The following is a 16,333-nucleotide window of genomic DNA, read 5'->3' on the forward strand; positions in this document are numbered from 1 at the left end:
TCACGGGCTGCCGAATAACCTGTCGTCTAGCTGCGGGGCTTTGGGCATCGGGACGTGAAAAGTCTAACAGCTCTAAGGTATGAGTAGCACCTTGTGTCTCCATGACGACCCGGTCAGTCTTGATGTCAGCGACTGTCCAGCCCTCGTAGACGTCACCTACTCTTAGACGGACAAGGCTGCGATCGGCGACGGCTGGATCCTTCAGCCAGACGGAGGCGTTTTCCGGCGACAAGATCAGGATTGCTGACACATCTAGGCGCTCTAAATCGGCAATCTCCCCCGCGAGATCCTCGGTCTGTGCTTCTGGCTCTTCCTCAGGAGGCCGTCGACTTGGCACAAAAAGCGGCCGCTCAGAGATAACGGCGTAATCTTCACGTGGTCCAAGGCTCGCGACAGCGGGGGAAGCGGCCGGACTGATCGTAAGCTCGGCTGACCCCTGAACAGGTAGTGCGTCGCCAGCCGGCGACGGCCGCGGCCAGTCTCGCCACTGCATCGCGAGAACCGCTGCGAGGGCCACTGATATGAGCAACAGTATCTTTTTCACTTTACCGAACTCATTTTACTGAACTCATAAAGTAGCCGAAGAGATCGAGCCTGACCGTCAGCAGTTCCTGATTGTCGGCGATCGGGCTTTGGCGCCTTCTATTAAGGTTGACTTGCTGTCCCGAGCGGGCCTGAGAGCGTATCGACATTTGATCGACGATCAAAAATGGCCGCGCCGACTCTGCTCGGTAGAGCAAATCGAAGAGCTGATCAGTGGTGCACTGAAACTGGACGCGGAGCCGGACTCGTGGCGGCACTTCCTGGTCGTTGCCTGGCAGAACCTGCGCACTCACCGGGCGCGCGCCCGCCTGGCGGATCATGTCTTGAACCTCGCGCTGCACTTGCGCTCCGGCAATCGGCTGAGTATCCGCGTCAAAGTAATAAATCTTGAATGAATCATTTGATTGCGCGTCTGTGATCGCCACGCGAAGATTGGGCAATGTCGCAACCAATCGCTGGTAACGTTCGAGTCTTTCAGCGTCAGCCTGAATCCCGTTGTCCATATCGCTGATCTGCCTGAGCCACATCTCAGCGACAAGCGCAACGACAATGAGCGGTAGCAACAGCATCGCAGCGAGCGCTGCGACACAGGTTCGCCGGGCCACAGCTTTGGACCTCATTGCACCGCGACCGTTTTATAATCGAAGGCGATATGGAAGCGCTCGCTGCCACTCGCAGAAACCTGCATCACAGGCGACCGAAAGGTGACATTGCTGATACCAGGCCCGCGCTCGAGCACACCAATGAGCGCAGTGGCTTGCGACGATTCCCCACGAATGTCGACGGCGCCATCGCGATAGTTGAGCGTCTGCACCCAGGTGCCGTCAGGAAGGAGCTCGGTTAACTCGAGGAGCAAGCCGGTCATCCGCGGATAATCGCGTTTGTGCTCGAGAACAGCCAGGCTCCCGACTCGCGCACGCTCAAGTGCCTCTCGAAGCTCCGAGACCTCTTCGGCCTGAGCTGCCATCCTGGTCAATTCCTGTGCCAATCGGTCTTGTTCGTGGGCACGCTGCCAGAGTGGCGTCAACAGCACGGTCACGGTTAGTCCGACGACCAGCAGCAACAACAGCCCGCTGATGATCCAGGCGAGCCGACGCGGTCGAGGTTGCTCATCGGGGGGGAGCAAGTTGGCCTCAGCCCAGGCGCCAGGCCAAGTAATCTGCGAGGGGGGCCTCTTTACGGCGCGCAGCTGATCAACCCATGTTGTTACTTGTCCCCGCGGACAGAGCGCGAGCTCGACATCGATGGTGGTACCCCCTGAAAGACCGGCCACCACGCGCGCATCGAAAAAGACCTCAGTGGGTGCAAACGGGGTGAGCCGATCAAGCTCATAGGCGACCACTCGGCGCAGGTTGCCACGCACCTGGGCTGGCAAGACCAAACGTCGAGTCAAGATCAGAGCCGACGGCAGTTCCAGGATGATGCGGCGCCAGCTTCGGGTTTCGGCCACGTCGAGCACCGGCTTCATGTCTGGTGCATGCGCAACGAGCGCACCAACCGGCTGTCGCTCGCCGATCACATCGCGAAAAAGCTGTGCGCGATCGCCCTGAGGGGCGACAACAAGATCCGGATGCCGAGAGGCCAACCATCGGCCAAACCAGCGCGGCAGACAGCCGAAAAACGCTTGCCGAACTTTAGCAAGCATAGAGCCGATGTTGCCATCCATCAGGGTGGACAACTTTAGGTCAGACACAGAGTCGAGGGCCATGGTGAAAACTGCAACGTCGGTGACGCGATTTGGTTGTTACTTGCGTTCGCCAGATCACAGCGTACCGCTCAGCCATCGGCGCCAAGCGTCGTGAAGGCTGGCTCAGCAGTGTGCGAAGACGCACCAAAGCGCTGCCAAACGAGCTGGAATGCACTCGATCCGCCCGGCTCAACTCGGATGAGCGCTTCCATGGTCGGACCAGAAGCGCCGGCTTTTGGCTTGGTTATCCGGAGATGATAAGTCGGACCTCCGCGATCGAGCGGCGCGAGCTGCGGAGTTGGATCGTCAGCAAAAAGACCCTGTGAGCGCTCATCGACGATGCGCAGCGCTTCATCCAGCAAGTAGCCGTTCAACGCAACCAAGACCGGTGCTGAAGCGAATGCCTCGACGGTCTGACGACCGACATCTTCGACCGTTAAATGCGGCGTGAGTCGATCAGACAAAGACGCGGACATCCCCAATACCTGGCGCAATTCTTCGACGCTACTAAATGGTCCATCGCGAGATCCGTATGGTAAGCCCGCAGACGCATAGTCTGCATCCTCGGCACCGTTCAGCATGGAGAGATTGTTTTCGTCACGCCAATCGAGGATCGCATCGGCGATCTGCTCCGGCAGCAGCGCATCCTGACCCTCGGCGACCTGCTCATCGATCTGCGCGGCCTCGATGAGGGCGACCAGCTGCTCGCGTGTGATCGCATTCAGATTGAGCTTGGATGCCTCGTTAGTGAGCGTAACCCGAAATTCCTCGCCATCGAACTGAAATGGCCTTGGTTGACCATCAGGAACCCAAACCACGGCCTCCTCAAAGGTTGACGAAGGCGTACTCAGGAGATTCAACATCACCAGATTCATCACGGCGCTGGCCTCTGACCGAAAACGCGCGCTATCGATCTGGTTAGCCGTAAGCGCACCCTCGGTGCGTTGGATCTGTGTCAGCGCAAGCGCCATCACCGTGAGCAGGGACAACACCCACATCACCAGTACCAGCGCAATACCCCGCGACCTTTGTTTTCCTCGCCGTTGCGACATCGCTTTTCTAGAAGCCTTGGTCAACGATAACGTCTGGCCCTGGCAGCCGTATCATTGCCGCGGGCCAATCTTGGCTCGGCGTGCTCAAACTCAGGCGCACGGCCTCGGGCAGTTCGCGCTGTTCGATCCATTCGTCAGACCATTCTCGGCCAAAGCCGGTTTGCTGACCGAAGTATTCGAGCTGCAGGCGCGCGACCTGAGGTAATAGAACCGTGCGACCGTAGGCGCCTGCAGCGAGGTCGCGATCGAACGGGCCAAGGTCACCAGCCAAGCCAGCCTGATCCATCAAAGGCTCCCACGCGGGGATCTCATCGGTTCCTTCGAGAATCTCTGGATGAAATAGCCAACGAGTGAGGACGAGGCGAGGATACTCGCCAGCCTCTTCCAATGTTAGGCGCAGGACGTAGAGTCCAGGGATGCCGACATGCGCGGACAACGGAGCAACCCACTCTAGCGCTTCGGCATCTCCAGCAAACACGGGCACCTCAACACCATCGAAGACAACAGCTTGCGCGCGCGTTTGACGCAATGCACGCTCGATGAAATTTCGTGCAATGCGCAGGTCGGCAACCCTCTCCGAAACGCTGTCAACGGCCTCCCAACTCCGTGAGCCTAAGCGCAAACCGGAGAACAGGAGCAGCGTAATGATGCCGATCAGCGAGAGCGCGATCAGCAGTTCCACGAGTGTGAAGCCACGGGATCGATCTGAGCCAATCAAAGCGGTTGACCTAGTCGGATGGTGCGCAGCGTGACTCGACGCGTCCCCCTCGCACTCGGCCAAGATGCAACAGCCGTGACACGATATGGCTGAAACGGAGGGTCTTCTGCGGGCCAATCCGTGACTTGATAGGGCTCGACGTAGACGATCCAATCCATGCCTTGCTCTGGATCGCCAGTATGCACGCCTTCCTCAAAGGGAACCTCGGTACCAACCGCATTGAGCTTGGCTTCAGCGAGGGTAACCGCTTGCGCGTAGTCTTCGCTGATGGCCGTTGTTGCCATCGCTTTAGAAAAAATTTGCAACAACACGCCAAGACTGATGGACAAGATTGCAAAAGCAACCAAGACCTCGAGCAGAGAGAAGCCTGTTTGGCGGCGTTTGCAGCCGCGCGTCGTCGCAAGATGAAGCTTCACTCAGGCTCCCAATCAACCACCAAAATGCGACCGGTCAGCCAATTGACGCCAACCTGGTATCCACCTTCGCCGCGCTTCAAGATAAGCCGACCGCCGGTTGAGCTGCCATCAGGAAAGAATCGAATGCCGCCAAGGCTCTCGCTGCGCAGCTCATCTTGTGCCGCTATCAGCTCAATCTCAATGTCATCCGGCAAGCCGCCCTGACGCCCTTGCCCCTCGATGCGATAGCGACCGGTCTCGATATCAACCAGCCAGGTCGCTTCGATGCCACTGGCGACTGCGATCTCTCGGGTCTGGCGCAAGGCGCCAGCGGCTCGTCGAGCTCCGGCCTTGAGCTCGACACCTGGCAGTGCAGCGGTAATGAGCGGTGGCGTCAGGGCTAACAGGAGCCCACCAATCGCGAGAACGACGATCAGCTCGACGAGGGTAAATCCGTCTTGACGCTGCGAGCGCCGTTTGAGCCGACGCGGCATGAGCGCGTTGGTTACGACGATTCCCAACTCTTGATGTCCTGGTTCTCACCCTCGCCACCTTCTTGGCCATCGGCACCAAGCGACCAGACGTCATAAGGACCGTTTTGGCCTGGCGAGCGGTACTGATAGGCGTTGCCCCAGGGGTCTTTCGGCACCTGTGATTTCTTCAGATAGGGTCCGTTCCAATTCGGGGTGTTTCCGGGGTTGACGACTAGGGCTTCGAGTCCTTCGGAGGTGCCAGGATAACGACCCACTTCGAGCCGATAGAGGTCGAGCGTGGCACCGAGGTCTTCGATCTGCAGCGCGGCGGTCTTGGTCTTGGAGCTACCCAGGAATTTCATGACCTGCGGGCCGACTAGGCCCGCGAGCAGACCGAGGATGGCGAGCACCACGAGCAACTCGACCAGGGTGAAGCCGCGGGTTTTTCGTTGGGAGTTTGAGCGTTGTTTTGTAAGCATCAGAGCTATGTTCCTGGATCGATAAGAGGATGCTGGGCAGGGAGGAAAATAGAGAGAAAAACGTCTAGACCTCAGACAGCTCGAGCCGCCTTTCAATGCGTTCGACACGCTTGATCACGCGCTATAGCGTTTCTCGATCGCTCGCTGACAGAACATTGAGACTGCCGATGGTGTACTCGATGGCCGACAGTCGCACATCCATCCAATCTAAACGCTCTTTGACCTCGCTGAGATCGCCACGAATGGCTCGCAAGTGCTCGAGCACGAGATTGTCGACCTGATCGGTCATGGTCTGCTCCTGAGATCGTTAAAACACCAGCTCATTGGCGCCAAGGATCGCCATCAAGATCGAGATGATGATCCCGGCGACGATGACGCCAAGGCCGATAATCAAGGCCGGTTCGAGCAAGGTCAGCATGCGCTGCACGCTGGTGCGGGTCTCGCGGTCGAAGATGTCGGCGACCTTGGCGAGCATGGCGTCTAGGGTACCGGATTCTTCGCCGACGCGGATCATCTGTAATGCCAGTTGCGGCAGCACGGCGCGACTGGTCAGTGGCTCGGCGAGGCCACGGCCGTGCTTGAGATCTTCGGCGACCTCATCGAGCCCGTCGCCAACCTTGCGGTTGTTGACCACCTCCTTGGCCAGGTTGAGCCCACTGAGCAGCGGCAGACCGTTTTTGAGCAGGGTGCTCAGGGTGTGACAGAGGCGCGCGGTCTCCATCTTCCAGATCAGGTCACCGAACAGGGGCAGGCGCATCACCCGGTAGTCGAAGGCGCGGCGGTTGTCTGGGTTCTGCAGCCAGCGCTCCATCACCACCGCGATCAGCGCCACCAGCACCAATAGCGCCCACCAGTAGTCACGGAACAGATCGCCGGCTCCGACCACGATCCGTGTCGGTGTGGGCAGCGCGGCGCCCATGTCCTCGAACAGCACGGTGAACTGCGGCACGACGAACACCAGCAGCATGATCACCGACAGCCCAGCGACCACGAGCAGGATCATCGGGTAGACCAGCGCTGAGGTGACGGTGCCGCGCAGCTCGGCGCTGCGCTCGAGATAATCGGCCAGCCGGCCGAGCACCTGATCCAAGGCGCCGCTGGCCTCGCCGGCGCGCACCATGTTGACATAGAGCTTCGGGAACTGGCCGCCTTGCGCCTCGAGCGCAGAGGAGAAGGTGGCGCCGCCGCGCACCCGTTCTTGCAGGTCGGCGAGTACCCGAGTCACATGCTCCTCTGGCGTCAGCTCGGTGAGCACGCCGAGCGAGCGGTCGAGCGTGAGGCCGGATTCGAGCAGGGTGGCGAGCTGGCGAGTCAGGCTCTCGATATCCTTGGCCTGCAGGCTGCGCTGGCGCCTGCGCGCGAGCTGAGCGGTGAAGCCTCCCGCCGAGCGGGTCTTCAGGGGCAGCAAGCCCTCGGATTGCAAGCGCAGGATCAGCGCCGCCTCATCAGCGGCCTCGTGCTCGCCCTCGACCTCTTCGCCGTCGAGGCGAACGGCTTTGTAATAATAGCGTGGCATGGCTTGGATTATAGGTTGCTTCGACCTGTGATGACGAATAGCGCGGCTTGTCGCGCGGCTTGTCGCGAGCCTTGTCGCGCGCCTTGTCGCGCTTCTGGAGCCTGGTTAGACTGCAAACACAGGCCCGTTTGCGCAGGAGTCCCATCATGTCGTCCCCCGCCTTCGCCTTACATCGCCCGCCACCCGACGCACCCTGGGATGACGATCAGGGTCCGCCGGAAGGCACTCCGGTCAGCGAGGCCGACTACTGGGCTCACTACTATGAGCACGATAACGGCTACGAATGGAACAACGGTCTTCTGGAGGTCAAGCCGGTGTCCGATGCCCTGACCGCCTGGATCTATCAATGGCTACTCGGCCTCTTGCGGCTGTATCTCGACACCCAGCACAACGCCCGCCTGACCTGCCTGGAGTTCGGCTGTCGCCTGAGCCTGCCGAACAAGGTCGTCATTCGCAAGCCCGACCTCGGTCTGGTGCTCGACAGCAATGCCCAGCCGCTGCGGGAGCACGACCGCTCTTATCGCGGCATCTTCGATCTCTGCATCGAGGCGCTGTCGGATAGCACCCCGGCTGAGATCCGCCGCGATACCGAGCAGAAACGCGAGGAATATCAAGCCGCCGGCATACCCGAGTACTACATCATTCACCATGACCCGCGCTGGCAGTTGTTCTACCGGCGCAATGCCTTGGGGCTGTATGAACCCATCCCCTGTCAGGATGGCATCCTGCGCTCGACGGTGGTGACGGGGTTTCGTTTTCGCCTAGAGGACCTGACCCGCCAGCCGAGTCTGGAGACGATGATCGAAGACCCGGTCTATGCGCCCTTTGTCTTGCCGAGCTGGCAGCGCGATCGGCAGGCGCGCGCGCTGGCCGAGCAGCTCGCCAGCGCCGCTGAACAGCGCGCCAAAACGGCTGAACAGCGCGCCAGCAGCGCCGAACAACTCCTTGAACGCGAGCGTGCCAACAATGCCCGACTGCTCGCGGAACTGGCGAAACGGGGTTCGGCCTCGACATGATGTCGCGTGATGTTGTGACGTAGCAAGAAGAGGCTCGCGCAGAGATCTCTTTTTCTTGTCTCGTCTAAGCCACCTGCACCGCCAGCCCGGGCTCACCTGTCCTCCGCGACACGGATGACCTCCTCAATGGTCGTGCGACCATCGACCGCCTTGCGCAGTCCGTCGCGGTACATGGTCGCCATGCCTTCCTCGACGGCGATGCGATGGATCTCACCGGCGGTGGCGTGGCCGAGCACGGCCTGGCGGATACGATCGCTCATCAGCAGCACCTCGGCGATGACCAGCCGGCCGCGATAGCCGCTGTGGTTGCACTGCTTGCAGCCCACTGCACGATAGAGCTGGAGCGGCGGTTCGGCACCGGGATCAGGCATCAGCCCGGCGTCGCGGATCTTCGCCGCCAGCTCCGGCAGCGGCTGATAGGGCTGGCGGCAGTGCGGGCAGAGCCGGCGCACTAGACGCTGGGCGAGGATGCCGTTGATGGTGCTGGTGAGTAGATAGTCCTCGACGCCCATGTCGAGCAGCCGGGTGACGCCGCTGGCGGCATCGTTGGTGTGCAGGGTGGAGAGCACGACATGGCCGGTAAGCGCCGATTGTACGGCGATGCGCGCGGTCTCCAGATCGCGCATCTCGCCGACCATGATGATGTCGGGATCTTGGCGGACGATGGCGCGCAGCGCGCCGGCGAAGGTCATGCCGATCGCCGATTTGACCGGAATCTGATTGATGCCGGCAACCTGGTACTCGACCGGGTCTTCGACGGTCAGGATCTTGTTCTCTTCCGTATTGAGCCGGCTCAGCGCGGTGTAGAGGGTGGTGCTCTTGCCGCTGCCGGTGGGGCCGGTGACTAGGAAGATGCCGTAGGGCTGCTCCAGCACCTTGATCAGCCGATCGCGCGGCGGGCCGTCGAAACCGAGCGCGTCGAAGTCGAAGCTGACGCTCTCCTTGTCGAGCAGTCGCATCACCACGCTCTCGCCGAACATGGTCGGCACGGTGGAGACGCGCAGATCCAGCTCCTTGCCCTGGATGCGCTGCGGGATACGCCCGTCTTGCGGCAGTCGGCGCTCGGCGATGTTGAGCTTAGCCATGATCTTGATGCGCGAGATCACCGCGGCGGTGGAGCTGACCGGCGGCGACTCGCCTTCCTTGAGGATGCCGTCGACGCGATAGCGCACCTTGAGCTGGTCGGCGAAGGGCTCGATGTGGACGTCCGACGCACGCATTTCGACCGCCCGCTGCAGGATCTGGTTGACGAGCCGAATCACGGGCGCCTCGCTGGCCAGGTCGCGCAGGTGCTCGATGTCTTCCTCGCTGAAGTTGCCGAGTTCTGCCTGGATCTCGGCCTCGGTCTCATCGTCGGCGGGCTGCTCATAGACGCGCTCGAGTGCCGCTTGGATCTCGGTCGGCAGGCCCACTTGCATATTGACATGCTTGCATGTTGCCATGTTCACAACCTTGGGGATGAAGTCATCCAGCGGGTCAGCGACGGCGAGGGTGATCTCTTGCTCGGTCTCGGACAGCGGCATGATCCGAGCGTCTTTCAAGAAGCGCAGACTGAGCTGTTCCTCGGCGATCGGCTCATCTGGATACTGTTCGGCGGCGATCAGCTCCAGACCCAGCACCTCGGCGGAGGCGGCGGCCATGTCGCGTTCCGAGACTAGCCCGAGACGCACCAGCATCAATCGCAGCGGATCACCGCTGTCTTCGGTGAGCTTGCGCGCGCGCGCCAGATCGCCCGGCGTGCATTTGCCGCGCCGCTGCAGCGCGCTGATCAGCGCTTGTTCGGGTGTTGGGCCGGCGTCGACAGGCGATTCGGCGTCCGTGTCCGCAGCCGCAGCCGTAGCCGTAGCCGTAGCCATAAACTCGTCTGCATCTGCTTCCTCGTGGGCATACAGATCCTTAAGCGCAGACGGACCCGACTCAACCTCGAACGCAATCATTGCGGCGTCGGTTTCGGACGCGGCTTCTGGCTCTAGCTCATCGACCAGATTCAGTCGCGGCTCTCGGGCTAGCGCTTGTTGCATCATCATCTCGGGCTCTTGTCCCACGCCGTTTCAGTCAGGCTGACCGGCTGTCGCTTGTGATTCAGGCTAAGGCGATTTCTGTCAAAGCTCATACTGCGTTGTTTCCTGCTCGAGCATCGACTTCCAGTCTCTCTTGTCCGGATGTCGTCCGTACATTATCATGCTCTGATGATACTGCCGACAATGATAGGGGGATTGTCATGCCTCAGGTTAGTCTTGCAAAGAACCAGCGCATCGATGTGCGGACCAGTGGCGCCGTTAAAGAGTTGCTGCAGGAAGCGGCACGGGCCGATCATAAGAGTGTCAGCGAGTTCTTGCTGGACGCTGGCATCACGGCCGCTAACCAAGCCCTTGCCGCACGGCATCGTTTCGTGCTCGATGAGGCAGGGTGGCAAGCCTTTCATGAGGCCTTGGATCGCCCGGTGCAGCATAAGCCAGAACTGAAGCGTCTGCTCAGCGAGCCTGGGCTGCTGGATTGAGCCAGACTGATGACCCAACCTTACGACCCCATCCGCAAGCTGAATGCTGCAGACGAGGTTGAGGATTTTGGTTGCGGCCAACCGGCGCTGGATCAGTTCCTGCAGCGCTATGCGCTGCTCAATCAACGCGCTCAGAGCGCGCAAACCTACGTCTGTTGTCGGGCCGGGCGGGTGGTTGGCTTTTACAGTCTGGCGGTCGGCAGCGTCGATCCAGGCGAGGTGCCGATAAGAGTGATTAAGGGCTTAGCGCGGCACCCAGTGCCGGTGATGATCTTGGCCCGTTTGGCGGTAGATCGAAGTTGCCAAGGTCAGGGGCTGGGCCGAGCCCTGCTCAAGGATGTGTTGCTCCGCACGGCTCAGGCCGCTGACATCGCCGGGCTTCGCTGCCTGCTGGTGCACGCCAAGGACGCTGCGGCTCGGCGTTGGTATGAACGCTGGAACTTCGAGCCGAGTCCATCCGACCGCCATCACCTGTTCTTACTCACCAAGGATATTAAGGCTCTGCTGAGCGAAGAGTAGGCGCGGCTTGCGCTCTCCAATCTGGTTGAGCTTGGCATTCCGGCTGGACTTGCCATTCCGGCACCAGCGCGCGGAGGGCCTGCACGAGTCCATGCGTATCCAGCTGATCGACCCCGGCGCGCGATTGCTGTAGGGCAGCGGCGACTTCATCAGGGGCAACCAGCGCACGCCTTGCCGCGCGAATCTTCGCATGTTCGGTGAATAACAGGTCTTCTCGCTCGTAGAACAGCTCCTCGTAGAGCTTCTCCCCGGGGCGCAAGCCGACATATTTGATCTGGATATCCTGGTCTGGTTCACGCCCTGCGAGCCGAATCATCTGCTCGGCTAGATAGCGGATCTTGACCGGCTCGCCCATATCCAGGACGAAGATCTCGCCGCCGGTGCCGATGAGCGCGGCCTGCATGATCAGCTGGCAGGCCTCGGGGATGGTCATGAAGAAGCGCTCGATCTCGGGATGGGTCACGGTGACCGGGCCGCCTTGCTCGATCTGGGCTCGGAACAGCGGGACGACGCTGCCGGCGGAGTCGAGCACGTTGCCGAAGCGCACGGTGATGAAGCGCGTGCTCGATCGCTGGGCCCGCGCCTGGCAGATGACCTCGGCAGCACGCTTGGTGGCGCCCATCACGTTGGCCGGGTTGACCGCCTTGTCGGTCGAGATCAGCACGAAACGCTCGCAGCCGTGGCGGTCGGCGCAGTCGGCGACGATCTCGGTCCCGAGCAGGTTGTTGCGCACCGCGGCGCGGATCTGTGCCTCGAGCATCGGCACGTGCTTGTAGGCGGCGGCATGGAAGACGGTCTGCGGACGCTCGCGCTCGAACAGCTGTTGCATCGCCACTTGATCGGTCACGTCGACCAGATGGACGCTGAAGTCAGGGGCATCTGGTCTGGCCGCCAGTTCGAGGTCTAGCCGATAGAGGTTCAGCTCGCTGTTATCGGCCAGCACGAGTCGGCTCGGCCGCGCGGCGACGATTTGGCGACACAGCTCAGAGCCAATCGAGCCACCCGCGCCGGTGACCAGGATCACGCGGTCGGTGAGGCCAGCGCGGATCGCCGCCCAGTCGAGCTGGACCGGGTTGCGCCCGAGCAGATCCGCGATCGACACCGGCCGCAGTTGGTTGATGGTGATGTCCCCGGCCAATACGGACTTGAGCTGCGGCACGGTTCGGAACGGCTTTCCGGTGCGCTCGCAGAGCTCGACCAGCCGCTGCATCTCGGCATCGGAGGCGGTGGGCTCTGCGAGCATGATCAGGTCGATCGCCAGTGACTCCACCAGAGCCGGGATCTGAGCGGAGTGGCCCTTGACCGGCACGCCGTGGATATCGCCACCTTGACGGCGCAGCTTGTCATCGACGAAGGCGACCGGATTGAACTGGCGGCCCCGATCGCGAAGCATGTCGCGCACCAGCATCTCGCCGGCCCGATCGGCGCCGACCACCAACACACGCTCGCCTGGGTGCAGACCAAGACTATGGTCCTTGAGACGGCGGTAGAGCAGCCGTGGCCCGGCGAGGCCGATCAATTGAAACACCAGGAACAACGGCGGCACCGAGCGCGGCAGGAACTCGTTGCGGCTGAGGACGAAGAGCGCCAGCACGACCAGCAGCGTACTGACGGTTGCCGCTTGGGCGATGCGCGACAGATCGGGCAGGGAGGCAAAGCGCCACACGCCGCGGTAGAGGCCAAAGGAGGAGTAGACCAGCGCACAGATCAGCATCACCAGCGGCAGCAGCTCCCAGGCGGCGCCCCAGAACTCGCCCGGCACATCGCCAAGGTTAAAGCGCATCCAGTAGGCGCCGATCCACGCCAGAGGCACCCAGAGCAGATCGTGCAGAAAGGCCAGGAAGCGCGAGCGCAGGCGCTCGTACCAGCGCGTCATCATCGGTCGTTACCGTGCAACAGACGCTTCATCGTCCGGGGTGGCGACGCGCCATGAAGATGGGCCATGAACCTTAGCCGCAACCCTAGCCGCGCGCCACGCGCTCAGCCAGGCCGACGCGCAAGTGGATCAAGATAAAGATCGCGGCCCAACCGGCGATTAGCTGCCACTGCTCCGAGGTCGTCAGGCTGCTGGCGGCGATCGCGCTTGCGGTGGCGGCTGCGATCAGCGCGAGCGCCCAACCGAGGGTGCGGCGATGGCCCCAGCCGGCCAGCACCAGACGCTGATAATGGTGCGAGCGGTGCGCGTCCCAGAGGCGCTCGCCCTGCTTGGCTCGGCGCAGCAGGGTCCAGGTCGCATCAACGATGAACGGGGAAAAGATCAGCCAGCCGACCCAGAGCGGGAAGCGTCCGGCACTGGAACCCCAAAGGGTAAAACCAGCGGCGAGCAGGCCCAGGCTGGAGGAGCCGACGTCGCCCAAAAAGATCCGCGCTGGCGGCAGATTGCCGGTGAGAAAGCCGGCGGAGGCCGCGGCAACCAGGGCGCAGCAAGCGGCGTAGGTCAGGTCGCCAGCGTTGTAGCCGAGCAGCGCAAGACCGGCAAAGCCGATGCTGGCCATGCCACCGGCAAGACCATCCATGCCATCCATGAAATTGTAGAGGTTGAGCATCCAGACAGCGTAGAGCAGGGTGAGCGGCAGCGCGAGCAGCAGCGGCAGCGGGATGATCGGCCCCGGCAGCCCAAGCTGATCCCAACGCAGCCCCCCCATCCACAACAAAGCCGCGGCAGCAACGTGAACCAGCAGCCGGAGCCGGCGTGAGAGCCCGACGCGGTCGTCCCAGAACGAGACCGCTGCGACCAGTAAGAGCGCGGCGCCGAGCCAGGGGAGTGGGGCAAGGGTCTGGGACGGCAGAGGTTGCGGCAAGGGTTGCGATGAGGGCTGCGATGAGGGCTGCGGCAGAGGCTGCGACAAGGAATCCAGCGGCGCTTGCAGCTGCAGCGGCTGCAGGCCAACTGGCGGAAGCAGTGGGATGAGCGAGAACAGCAGCGCTAGCAATAGCCCGCAGAACAGGCCGCCGAGCAGGGCGAGTCCGCCGGTACGCGGCACCGGCCGCGCATGCAGCGAGCGCTCGTTGGGATGGTCGAGCACGTGCAAAAATCTGAGACGCCCGCGCGCGAGCAGCGCGGTCAGGACCGCGCTGACGACGAAGGTGCTACCGATCACGGCGGCCAGCGCGAGCAGGCGCGTGGCAGGCAAAGGCTCGATCATCAGCAGGGTGCCGTCAGCGAGGTCGCATGAGTTTTGCCTCGACCGCGGCACGGCGATCAGCATCCAACAGCAGCTCGATCAGTTGCAGCGCGAAGTCCATCGCCGTGCCTGGTCCACGTGAGGTGACAATCTTGCCGTCGATGACGACTGGCTGTTCAAGCAGCCTAATCTCCGGATAGCGCTTTGGATCGACGGCGCCGGGGAAGCTGGTCGCTGAGCGCCCATCGAGCAGGCCGGTGCTGGCGAACACGCTGGGTGCCGCGCAGATGGCTGCAGTCCAGCGATCCGCCGCCGCTTGGCGGGCCAGCAGATCGTGGATACGGGTGTCGCGATCAAGGTGCGTTGCGCCGGGCTGGCCGCCGGGCAGGATGACCATCTCGAAGTCGTCCTCGACGACATCGTCAAGATCAACATCAGGCACTAACACCGTGCCTCGGCTACAGGTCACGGGGCCAGGCTCGAGCCCAGCGGTGACGACCTCGATCTCCGCCCGACGCAACAGATCAATGATGGTGACCGCCTCCAACTCTTCGGAGCCGGAAGCGAGCGGGACAAGCACGCGAGGCATCTATCGTCTCTCCTGGTTTGCAGTCGATTCAAGCAGGTACTCAGTTGCCGGTGTTTTCAGTTGGCGCCGCAGCGTCTTCAGCAGGCGCTGCAGCGCCATCGGCTGGCATCACTGCTTCTTCAGCTGTTACCGCGCCGGCGTCATCATGACTGAGCGGACGCTCAGATGCGCTCGGAGCCTGACCGAGGATGACCAGCCCTTTGAGCACATTCAGGGCCTCGGAGAGTTGATAGTCCTCGGCCGCGAGGGGCTTATCATCAGCCTGTTTGGGGTCTGCAGCGTCAGCGGCAGCGGCATCCGCTGGGGCCGCGTCGGTCGGCTGATCACCGTCGTCGCCGTTGTTGTCCTCAAGGTGGCGCACGAGATTGGCCTCTTTGAGCGGTGCCAAGTCGGATTTGGCAGCCAGCGTCAGACTGCCGCGCTCGAGGATGATATCCGGCACGATGCCGAGCGCCTGAATCGAGCGGCCCGCTGGGGTGTAGTAACGCGCTGTCGTCAGCTTCAGCGCGGTGCGCTCATCGACTGGGATGATGGTCTGCACCGAGCCCTTGCCAAAGGTTTCGTTACCCATGATCAGCGCGCGGCGCTGGTCTTGGAGGGCACCGGCGACGATCTCGGAGGCCGAGGCGCTGCCGCCATTGACGAGCACGACGAGCGGTGCACCGTCGAGCACATCATCGGGGCCAGCCCGGAATTCGAGCTTGGCATCGTCGAGTCGGCCCTCGGTGTAGACGATCAGGCCCTGTTCAAGGAACGCATCACTGACGCCAACGGCGGTGTTGAGCACGCCGCCCGGGTTGTTACGAAGGTCGAGGACAACACCTTTGAGAGGCCCGCCGTTTTCGCGCTTGAGTTTCGCCACCGCCTCTAGCAGATCATCGGTGGTGCGGGCCTGGAAGTTGGCGATGCGCAGATAGCCGAAGCCGGGCTCGAGGATGCGCTGTTTGACCGAGGCCACCTTGATCACGGCGCGCTCGAGCTTGACGCTGAGTGGCTTGGACAGGCTGTCACGCGTCAGGGTGAGCTCGATCGTGCTGCCTGGCTTGCCGCGCATCAACTCGACCGCATCGCCGAGGCTCATGCCCTTGACCGGCTTGTCATCGATGCGCACGATCAGATCGCCGGCTTGGATGCCGGCCCGCTGAGCAGGCGTATCGTCGATCGGTGCGATGACCTCGACGAAGCCGTCTTTCATGCCAACCTCGATTCCGAGCCCGCCGAATTCACCGGTCGTGCCGACCTGAAGATCTTGGTATTGATCGGGATCGAGATAGGCCGAGTGTGGGTCCAGGCCCGCGAGCATGCCGCGGATCGCACTCGCGAGCAGCTCGCGGTCGTCGACGCGCTCGACATAGTCACTCTTGATGCGGCCGAACACCTCGGCGAAGACCCGTAGCTCATCGAGCGGCAGTCCCTCCGGCTCTTCGGCCTCGGGCTCCGCTGCGGCCGCTTGGAGCGCCTGCTGCACCTCTTCGACGCTGGGCTCCGGGCGGGTGCCAGTCGGCTTGAAGCCCGGCGGTGGAGGCTGCACGGCGGGTGGTGTCGCCGCTGGAATCGCACCGGGTGGGCCGGATAGCTCGTCGGCAGCATCTGAGCCGCTCTCGCTCGGCGATATGGCCTCAGGCTCAGGCGTCGCTGCGGGCTGCGCAAAGGTGCTTGGCGCAAGGCCGACGCAGAGGAGGGCGAGAAGGGCTAGCTGGAGTTTTGTCATGTCTGGGTCC

Annotated in this window: 17 protein-coding genes and 1 pseudogene; 3 read left to right on the forward strand and 15 right to left on the reverse strand. The window is 62.3% G+C overall.

Going from position 1 to position 16,333, the window contains the following annotated elements:
- Window positions 1-554: 554 nt before the first annotated feature.
- The 10 genes and pseudogenes from gspM to CKO42_RS04545 all read right to left on the reverse strand — a co-directional run bounded on the left by gspM (window position 555) and on the right by CKO42_RS04545 (window position 6,863).
- Complete coding sequence (gspM, locus tag CKO42_RS04505) at window positions 555-1,163, reverse strand: type II secretion system protein GspM (RefSeq protein WP_274608879.1); 609 nt, start codon at window positions 1,161-1,163, stop codon at window positions 555-557.
- Window positions 1,160-2,188, reverse strand: a complete 1,029-nt coding sequence (locus tag CKO42_RS04510; protein WP_200239827.1) for a PilN domain-containing protein — start codon at window positions 2,186-2,188, stop codon at window positions 1,160-1,162. The genes gspM and CKO42_RS04510 overlap by 4 nt, the downstream gene beginning before the upstream one ends.
- A gap of 131 nt (window positions 2,189-2,319) precedes the next feature.
- Complete coding sequence (locus tag CKO42_RS04515) at window positions 2,320-3,219, reverse strand: type II secretion system minor pseudopilin (RefSeq protein ID WP_200239829.1); 900 nt, start codon at window positions 3,217-3,219, stop codon at window positions 2,320-2,322.
- Between the two features lie 70 nt (window positions 3,220-3,289).
- On the reverse strand, window positions 3,290-4,063 hold the full coding sequence (locus tag CKO42_RS04520; RefSeq protein ID WP_420844263.1) for a prepilin-type N-terminal cleavage/methylation domain-containing protein: 774 nt from the start codon (window positions 4,061-4,063) through the stop codon (window positions 3,290-3,292).
- Entirely contained in the window at window positions 3,997-4,284 is a 288-nt protein-coding gene (locus tag CKO42_RS04525; RefSeq protein WP_242479114.1) for a hypothetical protein, read from the reverse strand. The genes CKO42_RS04520 and CKO42_RS04525 overlap by 67 nt, the downstream gene beginning before the upstream one ends.
- Before the next feature lie 27 nt (window positions 4,285-4,311).
- Window positions 4,312-4,416 (reverse strand): annotated as a pseudogene (locus tag CKO42_RS28210) (type IV pilus modification PilV family protein); the annotation flags it as partial.
- Window positions 4,413-4,916: a GspH/FimT family pseudopilin gene (locus CKO42_RS04530; protein ID WP_242479115.1), complete on the reverse strand. Its 504-nt coding sequence runs from the start codon at window positions 4,914-4,916 to the stop codon at window positions 4,413-4,415. The pseudogene CKO42_RS28210 and the gene CKO42_RS04530, both read right to left, overlap by 4 nt.
- Window positions 4,901-5,347, reverse strand: a complete 447-nt coding sequence (gspG, locus tag CKO42_RS04535; RefSeq protein ID WP_200239835.1) for a type II secretion system major pseudopilin GspG — start codon at window positions 5,345-5,347, stop codon at window positions 4,901-4,903. The genes CKO42_RS04530 and gspG overlap by 16 nt, the downstream gene beginning before the upstream one ends.
- 121 nt (window positions 5,348-5,468) lie before the next feature.
- Window positions 5,469-5,636, reverse strand: coding sequence for a hypothetical protein (locus CKO42_RS04540; RefSeq protein ID WP_200239837.1), 168 nt, complete (start codon window positions 5,634-5,636; stop codon window positions 5,469-5,471).
- A gap of 18 nt (window positions 5,637-5,654) precedes the next feature.
- Window positions 5,655-6,863 carry a type II secretion system F family protein gene (locus CKO42_RS04545; RefSeq protein ID WP_200239839.1) on the reverse strand — a complete coding sequence of 403 codons (1,209 nt, stop codon included), beginning with the start codon at window positions 6,861-6,863 and terminating at the stop codon, window positions 5,655-5,657.
- 146 nt (window positions 6,864-7,009) lie between these two features.
- On the opposite strand from CKO42_RS04545, the gene CKO42_RS04550 reads away from it, so the two are divergent.
- Window positions 7,010-7,879: a Uma2 family endonuclease gene (locus tag CKO42_RS04550; RefSeq protein ID WP_200239842.1), complete on the forward strand. Its 870-nt coding sequence runs from the start codon at window positions 7,010-7,012 to the stop codon at window positions 7,877-7,879.
- A gap of 92 nt (window positions 7,880-7,971) precedes the next feature.
- Here CKO42_RS04550 and gspE read toward each other — a convergent pair whose 3' ends face one another.
- Entirely contained in the window at window positions 7,972-9,906 is a 1,935-nt protein-coding gene (gspE, locus tag CKO42_RS04555; RefSeq protein ID WP_242479116.1) for a type II secretion system ATPase GspE, read from the reverse strand.
- A 194-nt stretch (window positions 9,907-10,100) separates the two neighbouring features.
- On the opposite strand from gspE, the gene CKO42_RS04560 reads away from it, so the two are divergent.
- Both CKO42_RS04560 and CKO42_RS04565 read left to right on the forward strand, forming a co-directional pair.
- On the forward strand, window positions 10,101-10,379 hold the full coding sequence (locus CKO42_RS04560) for a type II toxin-antitoxin system TacA family antitoxin (RefSeq protein ID WP_200239845.1): 279 nt from the start codon (window positions 10,101-10,103) through the stop codon (window positions 10,377-10,379).
- A 9-nt stretch (window positions 10,380-10,388) separates the two neighbouring features.
- Window positions 10,389-10,898 carry a GNAT family N-acetyltransferase gene (locus CKO42_RS04565; RefSeq protein WP_200239847.1) on the forward strand — a complete coding sequence of 170 codons (510 nt, stop codon included), beginning with the start codon at window positions 10,389-10,391 and terminating at the stop codon, window positions 10,896-10,898.
- Here the strand turns inward: CKO42_RS04565 and CKO42_RS04570 are convergent.
- The 4 genes from CKO42_RS04570 to CKO42_RS04585 all read right to left on the reverse strand — a co-directional run bounded on the left by CKO42_RS04570 (window position 10,873) and on the right by CKO42_RS04585 (window position 16,323).
- The gene (locus tag CKO42_RS04570; RefSeq protein ID WP_200239850.1) at window positions 10,873-12,774 is read right to left on the reverse strand and encodes a polysaccharide biosynthesis protein; all 1,902 of its coding nucleotides are present in this window, start codon (window positions 12,772-12,774) and stop codon (window positions 10,873-10,875) included. The two genes, CKO42_RS04565 and CKO42_RS04570, sit on opposite strands and share 26 nt — an antisense overlap.
- An 85-nt stretch (window positions 12,775-12,859) precedes the next feature.
- Complete coding sequence (locus CKO42_RS04575; protein ID WP_242479117.1) at window positions 12,860-14,032, reverse strand: MraY family glycosyltransferase; 1,173 nt, start codon at window positions 14,030-14,032, stop codon at window positions 12,860-12,862.
- 25 nt (window positions 14,033-14,057) lie between these two features.
- Window positions 14,058-14,612, reverse strand: a complete 555-nt coding sequence (locus tag CKO42_RS04580; RefSeq protein WP_200239853.1) for a DJ-1 family glyoxalase III — start codon at window positions 14,610-14,612, stop codon at window positions 14,058-14,060.
- A gap of 40 nt (window positions 14,613-14,652) precedes the next feature.
- Window positions 14,653-16,323, reverse strand: coding sequence for a S41 family peptidase (locus CKO42_RS04585; protein ID WP_200239855.1), 1,671 nt, complete (start codon window positions 16,321-16,323; stop codon window positions 14,653-14,655).
- Window positions 16,324-16,333: the final 10 nt, after the last annotated feature.

The organism is Lamprobacter modestohalophilus (genome assembly GCF_016583905.1).
Classification (GTDB): Bacteria; Pseudomonadota; Gammaproteobacteria; order Chromatiales; family Chromatiaceae; genus Lamprobacter; species Lamprobacter modestohalophilus.

Excerpts from the sequence above, each read along its gene's own strand:
- gspM (WP_274608879.1), bottom strand. The coding sequence starts at position 1,163 with ATGAGGTCCAAAGCTGTGGCCCGGCGAACCTGTGTCGCAGCGCTCGCT.
- CKO42_RS04510 (WP_200239827.1), bottom strand. The coding sequence starts at position 2,188 with ATGCTTGCTAAAGTTCGGCAAGCGTTTTTCGGCTGTCTGCCGCGCTGG.
- CKO42_RS04525 (WP_242479114.1), bottom strand. The coding sequence starts at position 4,284 with ATGGCAACAACGGCCATCAGCGAAGACTACGCGCAAGCGGTTACCCTC.
- gspG (WP_200239835.1), bottom strand. The coding sequence starts at position 5,347 with ATGCTTACAAAACAACGCTCAAACTCCCAACGAAAAACCCGCGGCTTC.
- CKO42_RS04540 (WP_200239837.1), bottom strand. The coding sequence starts at position 5,636 with ATGACCGATCAGGTCGACAATCTCGTGCTCGAGCACTTGCGAGCCATT.
- CKO42_RS04545 (WP_200239839.1), bottom strand. The coding sequence starts at position 6,863 with ATGCCACGCTATTATTACAAAGCCGTTCGCCTCGACGGCGAAGAGGTC.
- CKO42_RS04550 (WP_200239842.1), top strand. The coding sequence starts at position 7,010 with ATGTCGTCCCCCGCCTTCGCCTTACATCGCCCGCCACCCGACGCACCC.
- gspE (WP_242479116.1), bottom strand. The coding sequence starts at position 9,906 with ATGATGATGCAACAAGCGCTAGCCCGAGAGCCGCGACTGAATCTGGTC.
- CKO42_RS04560 (WP_200239845.1), top strand. The coding sequence starts at position 10,101 with ATGCCTCAGGTTAGTCTTGCAAAGAACCAGCGCATCGATGTGCGGACC.
- CKO42_RS04565 (WP_200239847.1), top strand. The coding sequence starts at position 10,389 with ATGACCCAACCTTACGACCCCATCCGCAAGCTGAATGCTGCAGACGAG.
- CKO42_RS04570 (WP_200239850.1), bottom strand. The coding sequence starts at position 12,774 with ATGACGCGCTGGTACGAGCGCCTGCGCTCGCGCTTCCTGGCCTTTCTG.
- CKO42_RS04580 (WP_200239853.1), bottom strand. The coding sequence starts at position 14,612 with ATGCCTCGCGTGCTTGTCCCGCTCGCTTCCGGCTCCGAAGAGTTGGAG.
- CKO42_RS04585 (WP_200239855.1), bottom strand. The coding sequence starts at position 16,323 with ATGACAAAACTCCAGCTAGCCCTTCTCGCCCTCCTCTGCGTCGGCCTT.